20 protein-coding genes are annotated in these 20,050 nt (G+C 57.1%); 8 read left to right on the top strand and 12 right to left on the bottom strand.

The window, feature by feature from the left end; genetic code table 11:
• The 5 genes from M7Q83_RS00395 to M7Q83_RS00375 all read left to right on the top strand — a co-directional run bounded on the left by M7Q83_RS00395 (window position 1) and on the right by M7Q83_RS00375 (window position 4,460).
• Window positions 1-540, top strand: coding sequence for a hypothetical protein (locus M7Q83_RS00395; protein WP_298334229.1), 540 nt, complete (start codon window positions 1-3; stop codon window positions 538-540).
• 6 nt (window positions 541-546) lie between these two features.
• The gene (locus M7Q83_RS00390; protein ID WP_298334227.1) at window positions 547-1,167 is read left to right on the top strand and encodes a sigma-70 family RNA polymerase sigma factor; all 621 of its coding nucleotides are present in this window, start codon (window positions 547-549) and stop codon (window positions 1,165-1,167) included.
• On the top strand, window positions 1,164-1,922 hold the full coding sequence (locus M7Q83_RS00385; RefSeq protein WP_298334225.1) for an anti-sigma factor: 759 nt from the start codon (window positions 1,164-1,166) through the stop codon (window positions 1,920-1,922). Before M7Q83_RS00390 ends, M7Q83_RS00385 begins: the two co-directional genes overlap by 4 nt.
• 44 nt (window positions 1,923-1,966) lie before the next feature.
• Window positions 1,967-3,526, top strand: a complete 1,560-nt coding sequence (locus M7Q83_RS00380) for an acyl-CoA dehydrogenase family protein (protein ID WP_298334223.1) — start codon at window positions 1,967-1,969, stop codon at window positions 3,524-3,526.
• 127 nt (window positions 3,527-3,653) lie between these two features.
• Window positions 3,654-4,460, top strand: coding sequence for a hypothetical protein (locus M7Q83_RS00375; protein ID WP_298334221.1), 807 nt, complete (start codon window positions 3,654-3,656; stop codon window positions 4,458-4,460).
• Here the strand turns inward: M7Q83_RS00375 and M7Q83_RS00370 are convergent.
• From M7Q83_RS00370 to M7Q83_RS00325, 10 genes are all read right to left on the bottom strand, one after another.
• Entirely contained in the window at window positions 4,457-5,410 is a 954-nt protein-coding gene (locus tag M7Q83_RS00370; RefSeq protein ID WP_298334219.1) for a CoA ester lyase, read from the bottom strand. The genes M7Q83_RS00375 and M7Q83_RS00370 overlap by 4 nt on opposite strands.
• A gap of 165 nt (window positions 5,411-5,575) precedes the next feature.
• Window positions 5,576-7,249: a maltose alpha-D-glucosyltransferase gene (gene treS, locus M7Q83_RS00365; protein ID WP_298334217.1), complete on the bottom strand. Its 1,674-nt coding sequence runs from the start codon at window positions 7,247-7,249 to the stop codon at window positions 5,576-5,578.
• Window positions 7,250-8,023 (bottom strand): enoyl-CoA hydratase/isomerase family protein, encoded by a 774-nt coding sequence (locus M7Q83_RS00360; protein WP_298334215.1) that lies wholly within the window; start codon window positions 8,021-8,023, stop codon window positions 7,250-7,252.
• Complete coding sequence (gene meaB, locus M7Q83_RS00355; RefSeq protein WP_298334213.1) at window positions 8,023-8,988, bottom strand: methylmalonyl Co-A mutase-associated GTPase MeaB; 966 nt, start codon at window positions 8,986-8,988, stop codon at window positions 8,023-8,025. The genes M7Q83_RS00360 and meaB overlap by 1 nt, the downstream gene beginning before the upstream one ends.
• Entirely contained in the window at window positions 8,989-10,251 is a 1,263-nt protein-coding gene (gene murA, locus M7Q83_RS00350; protein WP_298334211.1) for a UDP-N-acetylglucosamine 1-carboxyvinyltransferase, read from the bottom strand. It abuts the gene before it with no gap.
• A 460-nt stretch (window positions 10,252-10,711) separates the two neighbouring features.
• Complete coding sequence (locus M7Q83_RS00345; protein WP_298334209.1) at window positions 10,712-11,224, bottom strand: NUDIX domain-containing protein; 513 nt, start codon at window positions 11,222-11,224, stop codon at window positions 10,712-10,714.
• Window positions 11,225-11,314: 90 nt separating this feature from the next.
• The gene (locus tag M7Q83_RS00340) at window positions 11,315-11,998 is read right to left on the bottom strand and encodes a dienelactone hydrolase family protein (RefSeq protein ID WP_298334207.1); all 684 of its coding nucleotides are present in this window, start codon (window positions 11,996-11,998) and stop codon (window positions 11,315-11,317) included.
• A gap of 75 nt (window positions 11,999-12,073) precedes the next feature.
• A complete protein-coding gene (locus M7Q83_RS00335) occupies window positions 12,074-12,535 on the bottom strand; it encodes a pyridoxamine 5'-phosphate oxidase family protein (RefSeq protein ID WP_298334205.1) in 462 nt (153 codons plus the stop codon).
• A 264-nt stretch (window positions 12,536-12,799) separates the two neighbouring features.
• The gene (locus M7Q83_RS00330) at window positions 12,800-14,377 is read right to left on the bottom strand and encodes an APC family permease (RefSeq protein ID WP_298334203.1); all 1,578 of its coding nucleotides are present in this window, start codon (window positions 14,375-14,377) and stop codon (window positions 12,800-12,802) included.
• Window positions 14,378-14,848: 471 nt separating this feature from the next.
• Window positions 14,849-15,358 (bottom strand): hypothetical protein, encoded by a 510-nt coding sequence (locus M7Q83_RS00325; RefSeq protein ID WP_298334201.1) that lies wholly within the window; start codon window positions 15,356-15,358, stop codon window positions 14,849-14,851.
• A gap of 385 nt (window positions 15,359-15,743) precedes the next feature.
• On the opposite strand from M7Q83_RS00325, the gene M7Q83_RS00320 reads away from it, so the two are divergent.
• Complete coding sequence (locus M7Q83_RS00320; protein ID WP_298334198.1) at window positions 15,744-16,079, top strand: hypothetical protein; 336 nt, start codon at window positions 15,744-15,746, stop codon at window positions 16,077-16,079.
• 131 nt (window positions 16,080-16,210) lie between these two features.
• Here the strand turns inward: M7Q83_RS00320 and M7Q83_RS00315 are convergent, their stop codons facing one another.
• Entirely contained in the window at window positions 16,211-17,596 is a 1,386-nt protein-coding gene (locus M7Q83_RS00315) for a class II fumarate hydratase (RefSeq protein WP_298334197.1), read from the bottom strand.
• A gap of 132 nt (window positions 17,597-17,728) precedes the next feature.
• Here M7Q83_RS00315 and M7Q83_RS00310 point away from each other — a divergent pair, with 132 nt between their 5' ends.
• Window positions 17,729-18,709: a zinc-binding dehydrogenase gene (locus tag M7Q83_RS00310; RefSeq protein WP_298334739.1), complete on the top strand. Its 981-nt coding sequence runs from the start codon at window positions 17,729-17,731 to the stop codon at window positions 18,707-18,709.
• Window positions 18,710-18,809: 100 nt separating this feature from the next.
• Here the strand turns inward: M7Q83_RS00310 and M7Q83_RS00305 are convergent, their stop codons facing one another.
• On the bottom strand, window positions 18,810-19,130 hold the full coding sequence (locus tag M7Q83_RS00305) for a hypothetical protein (protein WP_298334194.1): 321 nt from the start codon (window positions 19,128-19,130) through the stop codon (window positions 18,810-18,812).
• 90 nt (window positions 19,131-19,220) lie between these two features.
• On the opposite strand from M7Q83_RS00305, the gene M7Q83_RS00300 reads away from it, so the two are divergent.
• A complete protein-coding gene (locus M7Q83_RS00300; protein WP_298334192.1) occupies window positions 19,221-19,799 on the top strand; it encodes a TetR/AcrR family transcriptional regulator in 579 nt (192 codons plus the stop codon).
• Window positions 19,800-20,050: the final 251 nt, after the last annotated feature.

Below are 20,050 nucleotides of genomic sequence, written 5' to 3'. Positions count from 1 at the left end.
GTGTCTACCATCGATCTCGCAGGGTTCATCACAGAAGTCAAGGGCCAAGCCATTCATCACGGCTTTCATGTTCATGACGAACGCCACTTCATGGAGACCTATTCACTCCGCCAGTGGTGGGAGGTCGATCTCCATCCCGAATCCGGTTGCGGCTCCCCGATGGAGCTCCACCTCGCTTTGGACGTCGATCCTCGTGTACTGCTCGCCTTCGACGATGCCTTCGCCACCGCCTCCGAGCCGAACTCGGTTCCGGATGAGTTCTTCTTCCCGTTGACCCTCACATGGACGCTCCCCGCTGGCTCCATCGACCTGCTGAATTTGGCACTCAACCTCGCTGGCCTCACCGGCATGTCGCTCCCTCTCGAGGTGGCGGCGACCGACAGCTACGGATCGCCAGCAGCCACTCCAGAGAGGGCCATCAGCGTGACAGCCAGACGATCCGTCTCCCTCACCAAGATCACCGAGGGTGAGGAGGCGATTGATGACACGCTCGATCGCGCCAACGATGTCAGCCTCTTTCTCCTCAAGCTCATCGAGTGAGTCCAAATGAATGATGCTTCCATCCAACCTGGCCGTCCGCGCCGAAGTAAGGTCATAGAACCACAACTACACGAAATCAGTGATGCCGCACTTGTTGTCGCAGTAGCGCGCTACAACCAAGATGCCTTGGCAGAGATCTTCCGGCGGCACGGAGGTGCGGTGCACGCGCTTGCCAAGCGTGTCACCCGCGATCAAGCGCTGGCCGAGGAGGTCACCCAGGAACTGTTTGTACGGCTCTGGAACGAACCTGAGCGCTACGACTCCGCACGAGGCACATTACGTACCTTTTTATTGATGCAGACTCACCGTCGATCAGTGGACGTCATTCGATCCGAAGAGGCCCGGAAGCGCCGTGAGCAGAACGACACCGCGGCCATCGCTGCCACCTCCTATGATATCGACCATGAGTTCGGTGACCTTGCCGATCGCGAGGCGGTGCGCGAGGCGCTCCAGACCCTCCCCCAAGACGAACGCAGAGCTATCGAACTCGCCTTCTTCCATGGGCTCACCTATCGCGAGGTCGCTCAACGTCTGGAACAGCCTGAGGGTACCGTCAAGACGCGCATCCGATCGGGGCTCAAACGCATGAACGAAGCACTTGCACAGTGGAAGACGGTGGAGGCATGATGGAACGACCCAATCCCGCAGATCAGACAGAACACCAAGACGCCGCAGAGCTACTCGGTGCCTATATTATTGACGCAGTCGACCCTGAGGAACGGGCCACAGTTGAGGCACATCTGAGCCATTGCATCACCTGCCGAGGAGAGGTGGACGCCCTCCGATCAACACTTGGTATGCTTGCCAACGAGGGCGGCCCAGCGCCTGCTGGCATCTGGGAGAGGATCGAGGACGAGATCAACGGAAGTGGCGACGTCGTTGCCTTTCGCCCTCCCCAACGCTCGCGACTGCGGATCCCGACCATCATTGCATCGACCGCGCTCGCTGTGGCTGCTGCTTTGACGCTCATCTTTGGCATCGCGATCCATAGCCTCCACGACCAAGTCACGGAGCTCAGCACACAGGTGACGGCGTCCGCCACGAGGGCCATCGCCACCGCTGCGCTGCTGCAGCCGGGTGCTAAGCGCTTTGCCCTCGACAACCCCCAAGGCCACACCGTTGGCAGCGTGGTTGCACTTCGCTCGGGCGAGGTCGTCCTCACGTCATTCCTGATGCATCCGCTGGCCACGAACTCCACCTACCAAGTCTGGGCGATCGTCGATGAGAAACCGATATCGCTTGGGCTCCTTGGTAGTCATCCAACCGTCTCCGTCTTCCACACGGGCGGCCACCACGCCTTCGAGTTTGCAATTACCGTTGAACCGGCCAGTGGCGTGGCTCAACCGACCGGAGCACCCGTTGCTACGGCCGCCATCATCTGATCCCAGGCACCAGGTTCCAGCGGTCCGCCCGGTAAGATCAAGAGATGACCGAGACCCTGTTCCGCCATATTCGATCGGCGTTTGACCTCCTCAACGGGCACATTCATGAGCAGATCGCTCAACTGGCGGACTCGGGCCAACTCGAGTCTGCACAGGTGGAGGTCTACCAACTCGCTACCGCCGCATCAGCGCTGCTGGCGATACCAACCATGCTCGAGTATGCCAACTATGGCCACCAAGAGGGTGCGGTTGCCACCGTCTTTTGCCTGCAGACTCTTCGCGAGACTGCTGCAGACCTGCTGACCTCAGGTCTCATCGATCCAGCGGCCGTCCAGGTCATCTTCGGCGACGAATTCCAAGTCACCGATACGTTGATCGACACGATCGCCCTGGACCCAGGACCTGCCCACCTGGGCGACGATCTTGAGCTAGTTGCTGAGACTTTCCGCCGCGTGGCAGGTGAGAAGATTGCCCCTCTCGCCGACGAAATCCATCGCGACAACCTTGACATTCCCGACACAATCATCGACCAGCTGGCCCAGATGGGCGCCTTTGGTCTCTCGATTCCTGAGGAGTTTGGTGGCTCGTCGAATGAGACCGCCGACGACCTGATCGCCATGCTCATCGCAACGGAGGAACTCTCACGAGCCTCGCTTGGCGCTGGAGGATCATTGATCACCCGTCCCGAGATCCTCGCCAAGGCAATTCTCGCCGGCGGCACCGAGGAACAGAAGCAGCGTTTTCTACCCGCTCTCGCGAGCGGCGAACTCATGGGTGCCGTTGCCGTCACCGAACCAGACTTTGGCTCTGATGTCGCCAATATCACCACCACGGCCACACCCACCGAAGGGGGCTGGCGCATCAACGGCACCAAGACCTGGTGCACCTTCGCGGGACGCGCCGAAGTCCTCGCGGTGCTTGCGCGCACCGATCCCGATCGACGGCTCGGGCATCGAGGACTCTCACTCTTTCTCGTCGACAAAGCACGAGCCGATGGTGAGAGTTTTCGCTTCGAGTCCAACGGTGGGGTCATCGAAGGCCGGGCGATCGCCACTCTTGGCTATCGAGGTATGCACTCTTTTGAGGTGAGTTTTGCTAACGTCTTCGTCCCTGCTTCCCAACTCATCGGCGAATCAAGTGGTCAGGGGCGCGGATTCTACCTTCAGATGGCAGGATTCGAAAATGGGAGAATCCAGACAGCTGCCCGCGCCGTTGGCGTCATGGGTGCCGCCTACGGGGCAGCGTGCACGTACGCACAGTCACGGTCAGTCTTTGGACAACCACTCGTCAATTATCGACTGAGTCGCGCAAAACTTGCACGCATGGCCGCGACCCTGCAGGCCAGCCGCCAGGTGACCTACGCCACTGCCCGGCTGCTCGCCCAACATCAAGGCTCGCTCGAGGCATCAATGGCCAAAGCGTACACCTGCCGGGCGGCTGAGTGGGTCACAAGGGAGGCGATGCAGTTACATGGTGGCATGGGTTACGCCGAGGAGTACCCAGTCAGTCGTTATTTTGTCGACGCCCGTGTGCTCTCCATTTTTGAGGGTGCAGAAGAGACGCTTGCATTAAAGGTCATCGCCAAAGGTCTCGCGCGTCGCTAGGTCTCGTACACACTACACTAGCCAAGGGCATCAGTGAAAATGCCTCAATGCTTCCCGATCAAGGAAACGCACTGTTGTGCCGAAACTTCTCGCGGTGACCCTCTGATGAATCGAATAGTAGAAGGGAGTGATTGCACTGCGTAGGTTGCTCGGTAATGTCTTGCTCAGCCTCGGTCTGTTGGCAGGGACCATCGCCATCCTTGCCCATCTCTCCTTGTTGACAATCTTTAACCCCAACCGCCTCGCCAACGATGCGCAGACCCTTAGTACCAGCAAGACCATTCAATCTGCGATGGCCGATGGCCTCACCAACTCGCTTGCCCCCATCACCGGGGTATCAGGTATCTCCATCTCTCACGCAGAGCTGCAAGGAATCATCGCCGCAGCGCTCGCCCAACCTGCGGTCAAGCAGGAGTTCGTCAATGCGATCCGTCAAGCTGACGGTCATCTTCTCGGCACCAACCATGCTCCGATTACCATTGGGGGTCCCGGGCTTACCGAGTTTATCGCAGCAGGGATTTCACAGTACTCCACTTCGCTGGGCAACTCCGTTCAACAGACTGACTTGAGGATCGCGATTCCTGGCGCCGATCTCCCCAACCTTGGGTTCCTCGCTCGCGCCGCTACGACGGCCGTTCCGATCGCCACTGAGATCGCGATCGTCCTCTTTCTCCTCGCGCTCATCATCCACAAGGCGCGTTCAGCGGTGATTGCAAGGATCGGCAAGTGGCTGATCGCTATGTCTCTTTTTGCGGTCTTACTCTTCTGGGCGATCCCGACCTATCTCCTGCCCCGCATCCACCTGAGCTGGGCACTCATCGCCTCTGTCGTCCTTAAAGCCACCGGACAGGGAGTTACGGTCTTCTACCTCGAGCTCGCGATCTCCGGCGTCATCCTCTACCTGTTGTCAAAGGTCGCCTCCAAGCTGGTCTAGGTGTGTACCTCGCCTTTCGGGGTCCTCACCATCCGTGCCTTCTCACCGCGGGCTCGGAACTTCATCGCCATCTTTCGACTCGCCTCATCGATCATCTCATCACCAAACATCACCGCTCCACGTCCGTCGTCGCTTGTTGCGACGGTGTAGGCATCAAGTAGATCGCAGGCTTTATCAAAGAGTTCCTGCGTCGGACGATAGACGTCATTGAGGACCTCTACCTGCGTCGGATGAATGGCCCACTTGCCGTCGTAACCAAGCATCGCCGAACGCGTCGCATAGTTGCGCAATCCCTCAAGATCTGCGATTTTCAGATAGGGTCCATCGATCACTTGGATACCAGCAGCACGGGCCGCCATCAAAATCTTGGAGAAAACATAGTGAAAGTGATCGCCAGGATACTCCGGCACCTCGACACCACCCGTGAGTACCGGCATCTCCATCGAGGCCGCAAAATCGGCCGGGCCAAAGACAACGGTTTCGATCCGTGGCGATGCCAAACAGATCTCCTCCACATTGATAAGTCCGGTAGTTGTCTCGATCTGAACCTCTAGCCCCACATGACCGCGTGGCAAACCGGCCTCTGCCTCAATCTGGGTCAACAGGAGGTCAGTGGCGACAACCTGGGCGGCATTTTGTACCTTGGGAAGCATAATCTCGTCGAGGCGCTCTCCTGAGCCCCCCACCACCTCCAGGATGTCTCGGAACGTCAGCGCCGTATCCCACGCATTGACGCGCACGCACAGCACCCGCTCATCCCATCCTCCAGCAGCGATCGCCCGAGCGATGTTGGAACGCGCAGTGAGCTTTTCCGATGGAGCTACCGAGTCCTCAAGATCCAAGAAAGTCATATCAGCCTCGATCTCGCGGGCTTTAGCGATAAAGCGCTCACTTGATCCAGGAACAGAGAGACACGAACGACGTAACAACGAACGAGAGCGAAGTGACATGGCTCCATCTTACGCGATGGACATAAGCTAGTCGCTCTCACCACCAGAGATCACTCGATGGTCAAGCCTTTCCGCCACAACGCACGTGAAGCCCATCACCGCGTACCCTCTTCAGGCCCCTCCTTGGGGGTCCCCCCAAGCCGCTTGCTGTCGCCGCAAGGCGGCTTACGCCACGCAGAGCTCAAACCAAAGAAAGCCATAGGGAGCGAGCGTCAACCCATACGCACCGCTGGCATCGATAGCCGGAAAGGGTGTCATGCCAAGCAACTCAACAGGGACACGACCATCCCAGTCCCGAAGATCGACCGTGACTGGCTGGACCTTCGAAGCGAAGTTAAAGACGCAGAGCACCACCCGTTCCTCTCTCGCGACAAATCGTGCAAAAGCCAGGATGGCATCATTGTCAACCGACAGGAGTCGAAAGTCACCATCGCCAAGGACCGACTCTCGATGTCGGACCGACAACATCTCCCGTGTCCATCGCAGGAACGAAGAGGGGTTATTCATCTGTGATTCGACGTTGACCACCTGGTACCCATAGACCGGGTCGATGATGAGCCCGGAGTACAGGCGCGCAGGATCAGCACGTGAGAAACCCCCGTTACGATCTGGCGACCACTGCATCGGGGTGCGAACCGAGTCCCGATCACCGAGGTAGATGTTGTCGCCCATCAAAATCTCGTCACCATAGTAAAGAATGGGTGACCCAGGGAGCGAAAGAATCAGCGCTTGCAATAGCTCGGCCACCCGACGATCATTGTCGATCAGTGGGGCAAGACGACGACCTATCCCTACATTCCGACGGGAGATGGGGTCGCTTGCAAAGGCACTGTACAGGAACTCGCGCTCCTGTTCCGTCACCATCTCCAGTGTTAACTCATCATGGTTACGGAGAAAAATACCCCATTGACAACCTTCAGGGATGGCGGGGGTCTGCCGCAACGCCTCCGCGGTGGGGAGCGCACTCTCAGTCTTCACGCTCAAAAACAGTCGAGGCATCAACGGGAAGTCGTAGCACATATGACACTCATCACCAGCACCGAAATAGCTCACCACCTCAGCTGGAGACTGATTCACCTCGGCGAGTAGCACTGCCTCTGGAAACTCCGTGTCAACAAGGGCCCGAATCCGCTTGAGGAAGGCGTGTGTCTCGGGCAGGTTCTCACATCGTGTCCCCTCCTGCTGAAAGAGATATGCGGCGGCATCGAGCCGGAATCCATCAAACCCCAGTCCCAACCAGTAGCGGACGACTTGGAGCATCGCCTCCTGGACTTGGGGGTTCTCGTAGTTCAGATCAGGCTGATGCGCGAAGAAGCGATGCCAATAGTACTGATCACGCTCCGGACAGTAGGTCCAATTTGAGCTCTGCGAATCCACGAAGATCACTGGTGCCGACTGATAACCGGTATCATCGTCAGCCCAGACATACCAGTCAGCCATCTGATTATCGCGAGACGCCTTGGACTCCACAAACCAGGGATGTTGGTCACTGGTGTGATTGAGGACGAGATCAGCGATCACCCTGATACCCCGGAGATGCGCTTGGTTCAAGAGTTCTTCGATATCGGTCACGTTGCCGTAGGCGGGATGAACGCTGAAGTAATCAGAGACGTCGTAACCCCCATCCTTCCAGGGGGAGGGATAGAAGGGCAACAACCATAGGCAGTCGATACCCAACCACTCCAGATAATCGAGCTTCGAGGTTACTCCGCGGACGTCGCCTTGACCATCACCGGAGGCATCATAGAATCCACGGATATAGACCTCATAGAACACCGCTCGCTGGAACCACGTCCGCTCATCCCCACCAGCAAGGATCCTTCGGGAAGGATCAGGCACCTAACGACCCTCAAATTGGGCCTTGCCGGGCCCATTCTCGAAGAACGACTGAATGCCAATCTCTGCATCCCTTGTCCCAAAGACTTGACCAAAGAAGGACTTCTCGAGCTCTAAACCTTCAGCTAGGCTGCCAGAGAGTCCGGCGTCAATGGCTCGCTTTGCAAACGACTGCGCCACGAGTGGGCCTCGAGCGAACTCCGTCGCCCAGGCGACCGCGGCCGCTTCGGCTTGACCATCAGCGACGACACGGTCGACCAAACCCCACGCCAACGCCCGATCAGCATCGACCGATTGACCACCGAGGATCATCTCCTTTGCCCTCGATGCTCCGATGAGACGTGGCAAACGCTGCGTCCCTCCACCGCCGGGGATGATGCCAAGAGCGATCTCGGGTTGTCCGAGTTTCGCACCGCTGCCTGCAACCCGAAAATCACAAGACAGTGCGAGCTCGAGCCCACCACCAAGGGCATAGCCCTCGATGGCTGCAATCACCACTCGTGGTAGCGTGCTGAGCGCATTGAGCGCCCAATGAAAGTACTGCCCCATCTCACGCCCGACCGCCATGCCGCCAAACTCACCGATTTCGGCACCAGCCGCGAAGATGCGCTTCGACCCGGTGATCACCACCGCGGCCGGCGGATCCAAGGCCATCGCATTGGCATAGGTCCACAACTCCTCAAGGAGCCCCTTGGAGAGCGCGTTCGCCTTTGGCCGGTTGAGACGCAGTATGACGACATTGTCCTCGGTCTCCTCCCGAATAAGAAACTCCTCCATTATCGCCCTCCTTCTTCCTCATTCGAGGATATCTTGATCATCTCGATAAGCTCGGCTGCCGCCGTCACCGGGGTCATGGAACCCTCGCGTACACGATCACGCAGATTAGTCCGTTCTGCTACGGATTCCACGGTGCTCCGAAGCGTTGACATCACCAGTCGATCAAACTCTGCCAAGCGTCGTGTCGCGCGACGGTTCGAGAGCTCACCACTCTCCTGGAGCCTTACCTTCAATTGCACCAACGCTTCGAACAGGGCTTCAACTCCATCCCCTCCCGTTGCGACGGTCTCCACAATCGGTGGACGACGGTCATGAGCACCCAACTCCAACATATTTTCCAGATCCCGACGCGTGTCGCGAACACCCGCCCGATCCGCCTTGTTGATCACAAAAATATCAGCGATCTCCATGAGCCCAGCCTTATTCGCCTGGATGGAATCGCCCCAGCCTGGGTTGATGACCACCACTGTCGCATCGGCCTCCCCAGTGATCTCAATCTCCACCTGACCAACCCCAACGGTCTCAATCACCACCCAAGGAAACCTCAGCGCTTCGAGGAGACGAACGATCCTCGGTACCGCCACGGTGAGACCGCCGAGGTGGCCTCGAGTCGCCAACGATCGGATATAGACCCCCGCATCCTGGGTGTGGTTCTGCATACGCACCCGATCACCGAGTATGGCACCACCACTAAATGGCGATGAAGGATCGACCGCCAGAACGGCGACACGTTCATCGCTCGTGCGAATCTGGCTGATGAGACGATCGACTAGCGTCGACTTTCCACTACCAGGGGCACCGGTCATACCGACTACGAAACCTGTCTCAGCCTGACCCGCAAGCCATAGCTCAAGTTCCTCACGCTCCCTAGACGCTGGCCGCTCGACGATGGAGATCAACCTCGCGATTGCACCCTTATCGTCATCGTCTAGCACCCTCGCAATGAGCTCCTTGGAATTGTCCACCTATACCTCTATCGTTTCTATCGTTGCCCCCAAAGTCACCAGCGTCTCAGCAAGCGCATCGTAGCCCCGTTCGATGTGCGCCACCGCGTTGATCTGACTCTCTCCCCACGCTGCCAGCGAGGCGACCACCAACGCTGCGCCGGCACGAATGTCATGGGCCGTTACCTCAGTTCCGAGGAGTCTAGGAACACCACGGATGATAATATGGTGTCCTTCAGCGCGCAGATTCGCGCCATATCGACGCAGTTCGTCCAGGTAGCGAAATCTGCCAGCAAAGAGATTCTCGCTCACCACGCTGGCGCCATCGGCGATGGAGAGCATCGCCACCAACATTGGCTTATAGTCCGTTGCCACCCCGGGGTATGGAAGGGTTTGAATATCTACCGCCCGAAGATGCCCATCACCGGCAACCTCGATCCATTCATCCCCAACCTCGATAGTCAGTCCGACGCTCACCAGCTTGCGGAGGAGAATCAACATGTTCGACGGCGCAATACCCTCGATCCGAACTCGACCTCCGACTGCCCCCACTGCCGTGAGGTACGTCGCTGCCACCACTCGATCGCCGATGACACGATGATGCATCGGGGTAAGCCGCTCCACGCCTTCTATCACGATACGAGAAGTGCCCACTCCTTCGATATGGGCACCCATCTCAATCAGGGCATTTGCCAGATCAATGACCTCTGGCTCCCTCGCCGCATTGTCGATGGTCGTCACACCGTTCGCGGTGGTCGCCGCCATCAAAACGTTGTCCGTTGCCGTGTGCGAAGGAAATTCAAGGACAAGGTCGCAGCCGACAAGATGATCAGCTTTGGCGATTAACTGTCCGTCAACCGCCTCCACCACTGCCCCCAATGCCGTGAGGGCGAGCTCGTGGATATCAACTGGTCGGTCGCCAAAATCATCACCACCGGGTGTCGCCAGGACTACCTCGCCGGTTCGGGCAAGGATCGGCCCCAACAGCACGACCGATGCGCGAATGCTTTTGACGAGTTCGTGATCAGGCCGACTGGAAAGATCCTGTGACTCCGGGACCCGGACCTCAAGTCGATGAGGTCCTCGCCAAGCGCTCGTTACACCAAGCGAGTCAAGAATCCGACGCATAATTTCCACATCGGTGATCCTCGGCACATTGTCGAGCACATGCACGCCAGAGGCCAGAATGGTTGCTGCCATGAGCTTGAGCACCGAGTTCTTTGCACCCTGTACAGCAAGGCTGCCGTCGAGGCCCACACAGTGCTCAATACGATAGGCCCGCATGACGTCCTCCTTTGCAACACTCCAACGACCCATGTTAGTTGCGATCGTAGCGCCAGGAGATAGTCGCTGCCCGTGCCACGAGTGCGTGGCAGTGGCTCACACCAACGTTCAACGATGGAGGTGAAGTGGACCATTTTGGACCATTTTGGACCATTATGGGGCATTGCGCTCCTCTGCTCGCTCATACCCGTTCGCAGCGGACCACAGACAAGATAGCAACGCAAACGTTTTGCATCGATCACTACAGCAAGAGATGCTCGATGTTCCTAGAGGAGCAACTCCAAATGCAGAACAACCGAGTCGTCAGGTCGAACAAGGAGAACAAGAACGTGCTCGCGCCAATCGCGAGGCGTTGGATGCCCTTCGTATGGTGGGACTTGGGTCAAGACACGTGGTTCACCTCCTCATCCCTCTTGGGCCTCGCGACGCGACCATATACCCCGATAGGTGGACCCGAAGATCATGCACCCTCGGAGCTAGCTGCTGGTCCTTGACGGTGTCCTGTCGTATCCGCCAACAGGCCAAGATCAACAAGAAGGTTCTGCACGTAGGGAATCATCGAGTATTCGTCCAGCCGTTCTGGTGGACACCAGCAGAGTTCCGCCAGCTCAACCCCATCGGGAACGGGTTCTTGGTCGGCTCGACATCGACTGCGATAGATCGCCGAGGTGTACTCTACCTGGTCACCACTGGCATAGACCACCCGGTAACGCGGACCGCCAACGACCGTCACGAGTTCGACCTCTTCAATATCCAAACCGGTCTCCTCGGCGACCTCACGGACGACTGCCTGCGTCGGCGTTTCACCAAGCTCTATCGCACCGCCCGGGAGCGACCAATCGGCCATATCAGCCTGCCGAACAAGGAGTAGTTCACCAGAATGGCGTTCAACGAGCGCTACCGCACTTGGTAATAATAACCAATCGTGTCCGACGTGTGCTCGCAATCGACGCACGTAATCAGAGGGCACCACAGTCCACCAGCCTAGCCGCAAGGTTGATAACTAAGCGACATACCATCAGCTAGCGAGCTGTACGCGAGAGGAACAGCTCCCGACACAGGCTTAGGCGTCCAGCGTATCCCTCAGAAACTGTGTGGTTCGGTCCCACGCCTGCATTGCGGACTGTGCATGGTAGACCTCAGGTCGATCGTCATTAAAGAAGGCATGCTCAGTACCTGGATAGATGAAGAACTCTACCGACTTGCCCATCGATCGCAAGCGTTGCTCAAGTTGGCGGACGATCTCGGGAGACGACGCATCATCGTGCTCGGCATAGTGACCCTGGATCGGGGCCTGAATCAAGGCATAATCGGGCTCCGCGTCAGGCCAAGGGATCACGCCATAGAAGGGGACCAGAGCCTTCACCAGTTCCGGTTGGTTCGCCGCAAGCACATAGGCCAATCCCCCGCCCATGCAAAACCCGACGACGCCTACGCCACTGCCCCCTGAGCGCCGCAGGAGTTCCTTGACCGCTCCCTTCATTTGTTTGGAGGCATCCTGAAGCTGTAACGCCATCATCGCCTTCGCAGCCTCATCGGGCTCGGCGACGACGCGCCCATTGTAGAGGTCTGGAGCCAGCGCGAGAAATCCCTGCGCCGCGAAGCGATCACAGACATCCTTGATATGACTGTTGATACCCCACCACTCCTGGATAACAATAACGCCAGGTCCAACACCTGCCTCCGGTATGGCTAGATATCCGGATGCTTCATGTCCATTGCTAGGAAAAGTAATCATTTCGCCCATGGTCAAATCCTAGCAAGTCGCCAGACGATAGCCGCGAACCATACTACAGAGTACGAATCTGCGGTTCTCAACACTTCAGTACCCACCGTGTAGCTTACGATGGTCCCAACTCACGAACTCCTCAACCACCAAAGCAAACGCAATGCGCTTCGGAGCAGAACCCAAGAATGTCTCCTCTGTCACCGTCGAGTCCCCAGACTGGTAGCGAGCGAAGAGGCTAGCGCCTACCCGTTGTATCTGTTCCAGATCTTCAGTGATACGAGCGCGTGCATACAGCGTCACACCTCGGAGTTCCTCGTAGTGTTCTCCTGCTTCGACCAAGCCTGTGACGCGAGGATCCCTCCTCAAATTGAACGCCTTCTGCGATTTGGCATACGTCCAACACCAGATCGTCTCCTCGATGAGGCAATACCACATCGCGACTAGATGAGGACGACCATCAAGGCCAATCGACGCCAAGTTTAACGTCCGACCGGTACGCAGAAAGGCTTCGCGCTCAGCATCCGTCATGGTGATTGACGAGCGACGGTTTCCCATGCCCACCCTCCTTTCGTTCGATCTCCCAAACGTCCCGGCGACGCGTGCTGGGTCAATCGACATGGACGCTCCCCCAACGCCCACGCACCTGGTTTCGCGTGCACGGTTTGCAAGACAGAACCAGAGGACCACCGACTACCCTCACCCGCTAGCCGAGGGAACGATTCGGCGCTAGCCAAATGCCCGACCAGTGCACCTTAGACTGGTCCCAGCTTAGCATCCAACCGTGGGCCGCCCAAAGTGTGTACGGATAGGCCGGACGTTTTAGGAGGCTTCCAGCTGCTCAACCTCATCAACCGATAACCTGCTGTGGACCGCCCAAGGCAAGATCACAAAGACCGAGACGATCGCTACCAGCACCGAAGAGAGATCGAAGGAGATTTCATTGCCCTTCCCGACACTTCCAATCGCGGCCATCACCGTCAGGAAAAGAATCCAGACGATGTACCACAACGAATGGAGCAGCTGCTTAAAGTTCTGCGCAAATCCAAGCAGCACAGAGCCAATAGCGATGAGAATCACCGCATAGGGAACGGCAGGCCAACCGGACCAATACACCACAAGCGAGGCCCCACCAAAGCCCAACGCTGCGATAATGGTGGAACCGACACTGAATGATTCACCGCGTTGTTTACGCACTGCCAACATCGCTGCGGGAACCGCTCCAAAGGATATATAGCCTCCGACCACCGCATCATCGATCAGACTAATGATGCGCGGAACTGGCGCCGCAAGCAGGGCAAGTGCCGCACCAATCAACGCGACTACGATCAAGGAAAGCGCTGGCGTCTTGTGACGTGCGTGGATCTCCTTGAAACGCTTGGGGACATAACCGGTACGAGCCATCGCCAGAAGGACCCGCGATCCCGCGCCCTGGTAGACATAGCCAGCTACCCCTGGACCAAGGATGCCAACGATGACGGCCACAACGAGGAGCCAATCCACGCCCCGGTTGGTGGTGAGGGCAATAAATGGGTTCGCCGTCACTTTGGTGAGAGCGGTCCACTCGCCAACCTTGGTAGAGAGGGTGCCCCAGCTGAGTCCAGCTATCAGTGCAACACTAAAGAGTACGTAGATGACGAACTGCACGATCAAGGTGTAGATGATTCCTACCTTCAGGGTGCGGCCATCTTTTGCCTCTTCGGCAAAATCAGGAATCACTCGGATCGCACCGAAGGCAAACATCGCGATTGGCACAGCGGCAAAGATTGGACCAATCCCGTACGGCGCAAAGCCGCCAAAAGCACTGAAGTTCGAGGCTCTCCCCATGACAAGGATAAAACCGACCGCCAACAGCAAGTACAGTACGATCTTGACACCCCCAAGCGCATTGTTGATGCGAGCCAGGATCTTCACACCGTAGAAGTTCACTGGGATGTAGACCACGAGGAGTACCAGTGCAACGAGCGCACCCGAGAGCGTGGGATCGCCCTTCGCATTCAAAAGCCCCGAATCGAAGTAGCTGAGTGCTGTAACAGTAGCGATCGCCTCGATCGGCGGGATGAGGAGGTACCACACAAGACTGCCCACTGAATTCACCAGATTTGCCACCCAACCATGGGTGTAGAGCGAGTAGCGTGCAGGTCCACCTGCCTCAGGAAAACGAACGCTCATGTCCACATAGGTAATACCGATGAAGGTATATATCACACACCCGATCACCCATGAGACGATCATTGCGGGTCCGGCGACTGCTGCCATTCCAATACCGCTAAAGAGGGCCCCCGTTCCGACTGCGCCTCCAACACCAAGAATAATCATCGGTAGAAGCGAGATTCCCTTGCGAAGAGATCCACCAGCCTCTCCCGAATTATCCGTCGAACTATCCGTTGTTTGAGCCATGAGCACCCCCTAGGTACGTTAGATTTTGCTATGCCCCTTCTAAGGATGCTAGCAAGATCTACCGTATAATGTGCTATCCATTGTATTAGTATGCAGCACAATCGCGAAGAAACACCAGTTCATCACGAAAATATCACCACCAAATAATTTTTGCAGCTTGCTCCGCTGCATACCGTTTTGGGGTGACAAAAAGTCTATGTGCTCCTCATGCCCAGAAGAGTGCATCCTTATAGTGCGATATAGCCTCACTAATCGTGTCCGAACCACCACAAAACGGACCGCGATTACTGACCTGATCTATGCCGGATGAGAAAGCGACTCCAGAGATACTCCAGAGATACTCCAGAGATACTCCAGAGATAGAGACTTCATAGCTTCATCTTGGCGCTCACACAAGTAGTGACTCGGATGAGACGAGGGCTAATTCTATCAATCTGTGCTGACCCTTACCAATTTAACCAGGTGGACCAGTTAATGATCGGCCAATATTGGAGCCAGGCTCGGCCACTCATACTGTTTTGAGAGAACTCTGACGCCATCAACATAGACCGGACGGGATCCCAGTGCCTCCACAGGGTATCCATAATGCGTCGCATATCGGTGGAGTAAGGCATCAGGGAGCAGTCGAAAGCGACACGTCCGACACTCCTGCAGGGCACCAATCTGAAGCGCGGACCGCGCGCTGACCGCGAGCGGCATGATCGGGGATCGATGAAGTTCGCACCCGCTGACGTGTGTGATCAGTGCCCAGCCAAGCTCGGCGGCAGCGCCCGCGAGGTCAACGGCCCCGAGCAGCGCATTCGTGACACTCCAAATCTCGATCGCTTGAGGCATTCCCTTCAACAACTGAACTAATGCGGGACTAAGCTCGGCGGGGTCGTCTGCTCCTTCCGCCAGAAGATAGCCAAACTCGGTCACGATATCGGGATCATCGAACATCGCGTAGCGTGCCAGGTACCGAAAGTGCTCCAAAAGTGCCATACCAAAGAGTCTACGAGCGGCTGTTCGTCTTGCTCGACCTCTCGCTCCAGCGGCGATTTTGGCACCAACTCTCGCGCTTGTTCATTCTTGCCCTCTCACATGACGAACTCACAGCCTTCCTTCGGCCGACAGCCGTCGTCTCCCGCCCATACACCTCCAAGGGTCAGGGAACGGAGTGTGTGCCTTTAGGCCGCCTATGCCGTGCCTAGGTACGAGATTCCAGCCAGACGCATTCGCACACCACCCGCGTTGTTCGTTTAGGCACACCCTCCCAGTACTATGACCGAAGCCACAAGCTAAAAAATACCTGAAATGTGGCTGGCATACAACCTTGCGGTCCGCGTGTTGACGCCTACGAACCAACAGAAGTTGAAAGGAGGATCAAATGCACTTCTTTGGGCTTGTCATCCTGTTCGGCCTTGGTATCTACGGGTTGAGTCTCCTTGGGGAGCGCGCCTATGGGCACACCCGAGAACTCAAACCACTTGTGCAACTCATTTTGGGAGTCGCACTCGCTTGGATCGCCAACCTCAATCTATGGACTGGATTCGCCATCGGCCATCTACGAGCCGACTGGGTAGGCGTCACCATCACCGGTCTGGCGCTTGGTGGGATCGCCTTCTTCTTTGATGCGATCGTAGGGTTCTTCGCTGGGTTACATCGCAAAATTGAAGATCAAGCTGTCCAACTCGAGCGCAGCGACCTCAAACGAGTCGCCTGATATCTTCGCTAAACCCGGGTGTCACGGCTGCGGTTGGACAAACCGCAGCCGTGGCCACTCCAACACATGGCTACCGACGCTGTAGATACACATCACATGGTCGCGCTATTGTCCCATAGCGACTCCGAGCACTAGCGGACAATACCTCCTTTAGTCATTGCCATGACGTCAAGTGCGACATCGACCTCTGCTTCGGAGAGGAGACCCTTCTCAAGCACCACGGTTCGCAAGTCTTTGTCGCTCGCGAGCGCTTCCTTAATCACCTTTGCCGCCTGTTCATATCCGATATAGGGGTTCAAGGAAGTTCCGATTGACGGCGAGGAGAGTGCATACATGCGACAGCGCTCGACATTGGCCTCGATGCCAAGAATACATTTGGTGAGCATCGATTCCGCAATAGTACTCATAATGTGAATCGAATCCAAGATAGCGACTCCGATAATTGGCTGCATGACGTTGAGTTCGAAGTTTCCGGCCGCTCCCCCAAAGGCGATCGTCGCATCGTTGCCGATGACCTTGGCGACGACTTGACCCATCGCTTCGGGCACCACCGGATTCACCTTGCCAGGCATAATCGATGAACCAGGTTGGAGATCAGGCAAATGGATCTCGCCGAGGCCGCAGCGTGGTCCTGATGACATCCATCGGAGGTCATTGGCTAGTTTGTAGTAGGCCATCGCCAACGTCTTGAGTGCGCCGGAGAGGAAGACAACAGCATCTCGTGCACCATGGGCCTCGAAGTGATTCGTTGCCTCTCGGATAGGTACCCCAAGCCGGTCCTGCAGCCGCGCCAGCACACCCCCCGCAAATCCTGGGGGCGCATTGAGTCCGGTGCCAACGGCGGTTCCTCCTAGAGGAACTTCGCCAACATCATCTCTCGCAAGCTCGATGCGACCGATCCCCTTGCGAACCGCCGCTGCGTAACCAGAGAACTCCTGGCCAAGCGTGATCGGGGTTGCATCCATGAGATGGGTACGGCCCGATTTCACCACTTCGGAGAACTCCGATGCCTTCGCATCAAGGCCATCGGCGAGTCGATGAAGCGAAGGAAGCAGCGATCCCGAGAGTTCAAGGAGGATTCCCAGGTGCATCGCCGTTGGGAAGACATCGTTGGACGACTGCGATGCGTTGACATGATCGTTGGGTAACACTGGCGCACCCAAGTGACCACTAGCAAGGCGGGCGATCACCTCGTTCACATTCATATTCGACGAGGTTCCAGATCCCGTCTGGTAAATATCGATAGGAAACTGATCGTCGTGATCGCCTTCGAGCACCTCCTGGCAGGCCTTGACGATGGCGTCCCCAATCGCGGAGTCAAGGATACCTAAATCTACGTTGGTGCTCGCAGCAGCCCACTTGATCCAAACAAGACCTCTGATGAGCGACATTGGGAGCCGCTGTCCCGAAATCGGAAAATTGTTGACAGCACGTTGCGTCTGCGCGCCCCATAGCGCAGCAGCTGGGACCTCAACCTCGCCCATCGAGTCGTGTTCGATTCGCATCTCTTCCGTCATCAGTACCTCCCTGGTTAGAACAGCTGTTGCATCCACCACGCTACCGGAGTAGGTCTCCAAAATCCACTTGACACCCGCTCGAACAGCGTGCTCCCCACCCGTTGTTCACCGACACTAGGCTTAGTTTTGACGGTGATCGCCGATGATGCACCAACAGAGGGAGAAGCGATGCGCGCACTCATTGCAAAGAACGGATCCGTTAGGGTAGCAGAGGTGCCAACACCACAACCTGACCCTCACGAAGTCCTCGTGCGGGTAAGAAGTGCTGGTATCAATGCTGCCGATCTGCTCCAAGCGCGCGGCCACTACCCTCCCCCAGCAGGCTTTGACCCTGAACGGCTTGGGCTGGAATTCGCCGGAGAAGTCGTAGAGGTCGGCTCCACGGTCACCACACGACAACCTGGTCAACTCGTGATGGGGATCACCGGAGGGGGAGCTCACGCCGACTTCCTGACCATACCAGCAAGCGCATGCATTCCGGTCCCGGACGGCATCGATCCCAAAATCGCCGGTGGCTACCCAGAGGCAGCATTCACCGCCTTCGACGCGTTGATACGTCAGGTGCACCTCAGTATCGGCGATCGACTGCTAGTGCATGGTGCCCTCGGCGGAGTCGGCAACGCAGCGGTACAGATTGGTGCATTGCTCGGCGCTCATGTCACCGCCGTGGTGCGCAGTCACGAGAGCGACGCACAAGTCTTCTCGCTGGGCTGCCACACGAGCGTGACTCCCGACGAGATCGTCGACTTCGGGCCCTATGACGTCATCATCGAACTCGTCTCCGGCGAGAATCTTCCAACCAACCTCGAATCGCTTGCCCTTGGGGGCAGGATTGTCATGATCGGCGTCGGTAGCTCGGCCAAACCAGAGATCGATCTCCGCCTCTTGATGAGCAAGCGTGGGACGCTACGTGCATCAACACTTCGTGCACGCAGCTGGGAGCAGAAGTCACTGCTTGCAGCCGACGTCGAGCACCACCTTCTCGGACACCTTGCCACCGGCGCGTATCGGATTATCGTCGAGCACCAGTTCGATCTCGCCGAGGGGGAAACCGCCTATGAACGTTTCCGCCAACCTGGGAAATTCGGAAAACTCATCCTAACGACCGACTAGCGAGAACAACACCGAGAGCGCCCTTCGAACCGTGTCACAGCCTGGCGGCCATGGCACCCAACGATACCTCCCAACCCAACAGGTACTTCGCCTAAGGTCATTATGGTGCTGCTATAGGGACGACGATTCGTTCTCCGGGCACGAGGAAAGTACCGTGTGTCTGTACCTCCATCTGTGCCACGATTGGATACGGATTCATATTCGGATCTACTCGCTCAGCGATTGAAACCAGCGTATCACCTCGACGAACGACGAAAACCTCGGAAGAGGCATGCGAACTATCGACTAGTGGACCAACAACCCGGGTGAGAACCACCATTACCGCAAGCACAACGATCGTCAAGATCAACAACCGCAATAGCACTTGACGTGGGCGTTCATAGGCTCGAGATCGATCGGCCACCATGGGGGCGGTTCGCATTTGTATCATAAGCGAACTGTAGTTCGAGACTCTGACAGAGAAATTTGATATTCGGGTAGACGGAAGCAAAACAGCTATATACTTTGATCAATGCCCAAGATCATGGCCCCCACAGTTAAGGAACATCACGCTCAACGACGACAGGCGCTGCTTGATGCCGCCAAGGAGTCGTTGCTTAATCCAACCATCAGGTCGGTAAACTTCGAGGCCGTAGGACCTCGAGCCGGCTTGAGGCGCAACAGTGTCTATCTGTACTTTCCATCGGAAAACCATCTGGCGCTTGAACTCGCAGAGGATGTTTTGCCAGGATACCAAGAACAACTCGTCGCTGCGATGAAACGGCACCGTGAGCCGCGTGAGCAGATCACTGGTTTTGCCAAGGTCGTCACGGCATCGGATGCGCGTCTCGCCCATGAGGTGCTTCGGAACCTTGAGAACCGAGATCGCACTCCTGAGATTGCCAGCAAGGTCAAGGAGTACTATCTCGAGTTGTCGCGTCCCTTGGTCGAACCGCTCAAGCTACTCAAGCTCACCGACCCGGAGAGCACAGCCGTGCTTTTGTTCACCATGTTGAGCGCCACCCAGGATATTGCCGACAAGGTGATCGACGCCAAGGCTACGGTACGACGCGCATTAGCCGTTGTCGATGCCTTCATTCCAAAGGGCTAACCACCCTCACACTGAACTGGTGCACCCGCCGGCGCTCTGCCGAATCGGTTGCATGCTCGATAGTCGCATCTCGCGCTCAACGACGAGTCCGCATGATGATCTGACACTCCTATCGGTCGGACCGTCAAGGCTCAGTACGCGGATGTAGCCAGCAAGCACCAGCAGCATTGCTATGGAATCCGTTCCGATTATCACGTAACCAGATCGAATTCCCTAGCTAAAGGAGCTATCTTCTGCTCGAAGACATGGCG

The sequence above is a fragment of the Ferrimicrobium sp. genome, from assembly GCF_027364955.1.
Lineage (GTDB): Bacteria > Actinomycetota > Acidimicrobiia > Acidimicrobiales > Acidimicrobiaceae > Ferrimicrobium.
Note: the sequence above shows the minus strand (reverse complement) of the source record. Positions and strands in the feature narration are given on the sequence as shown.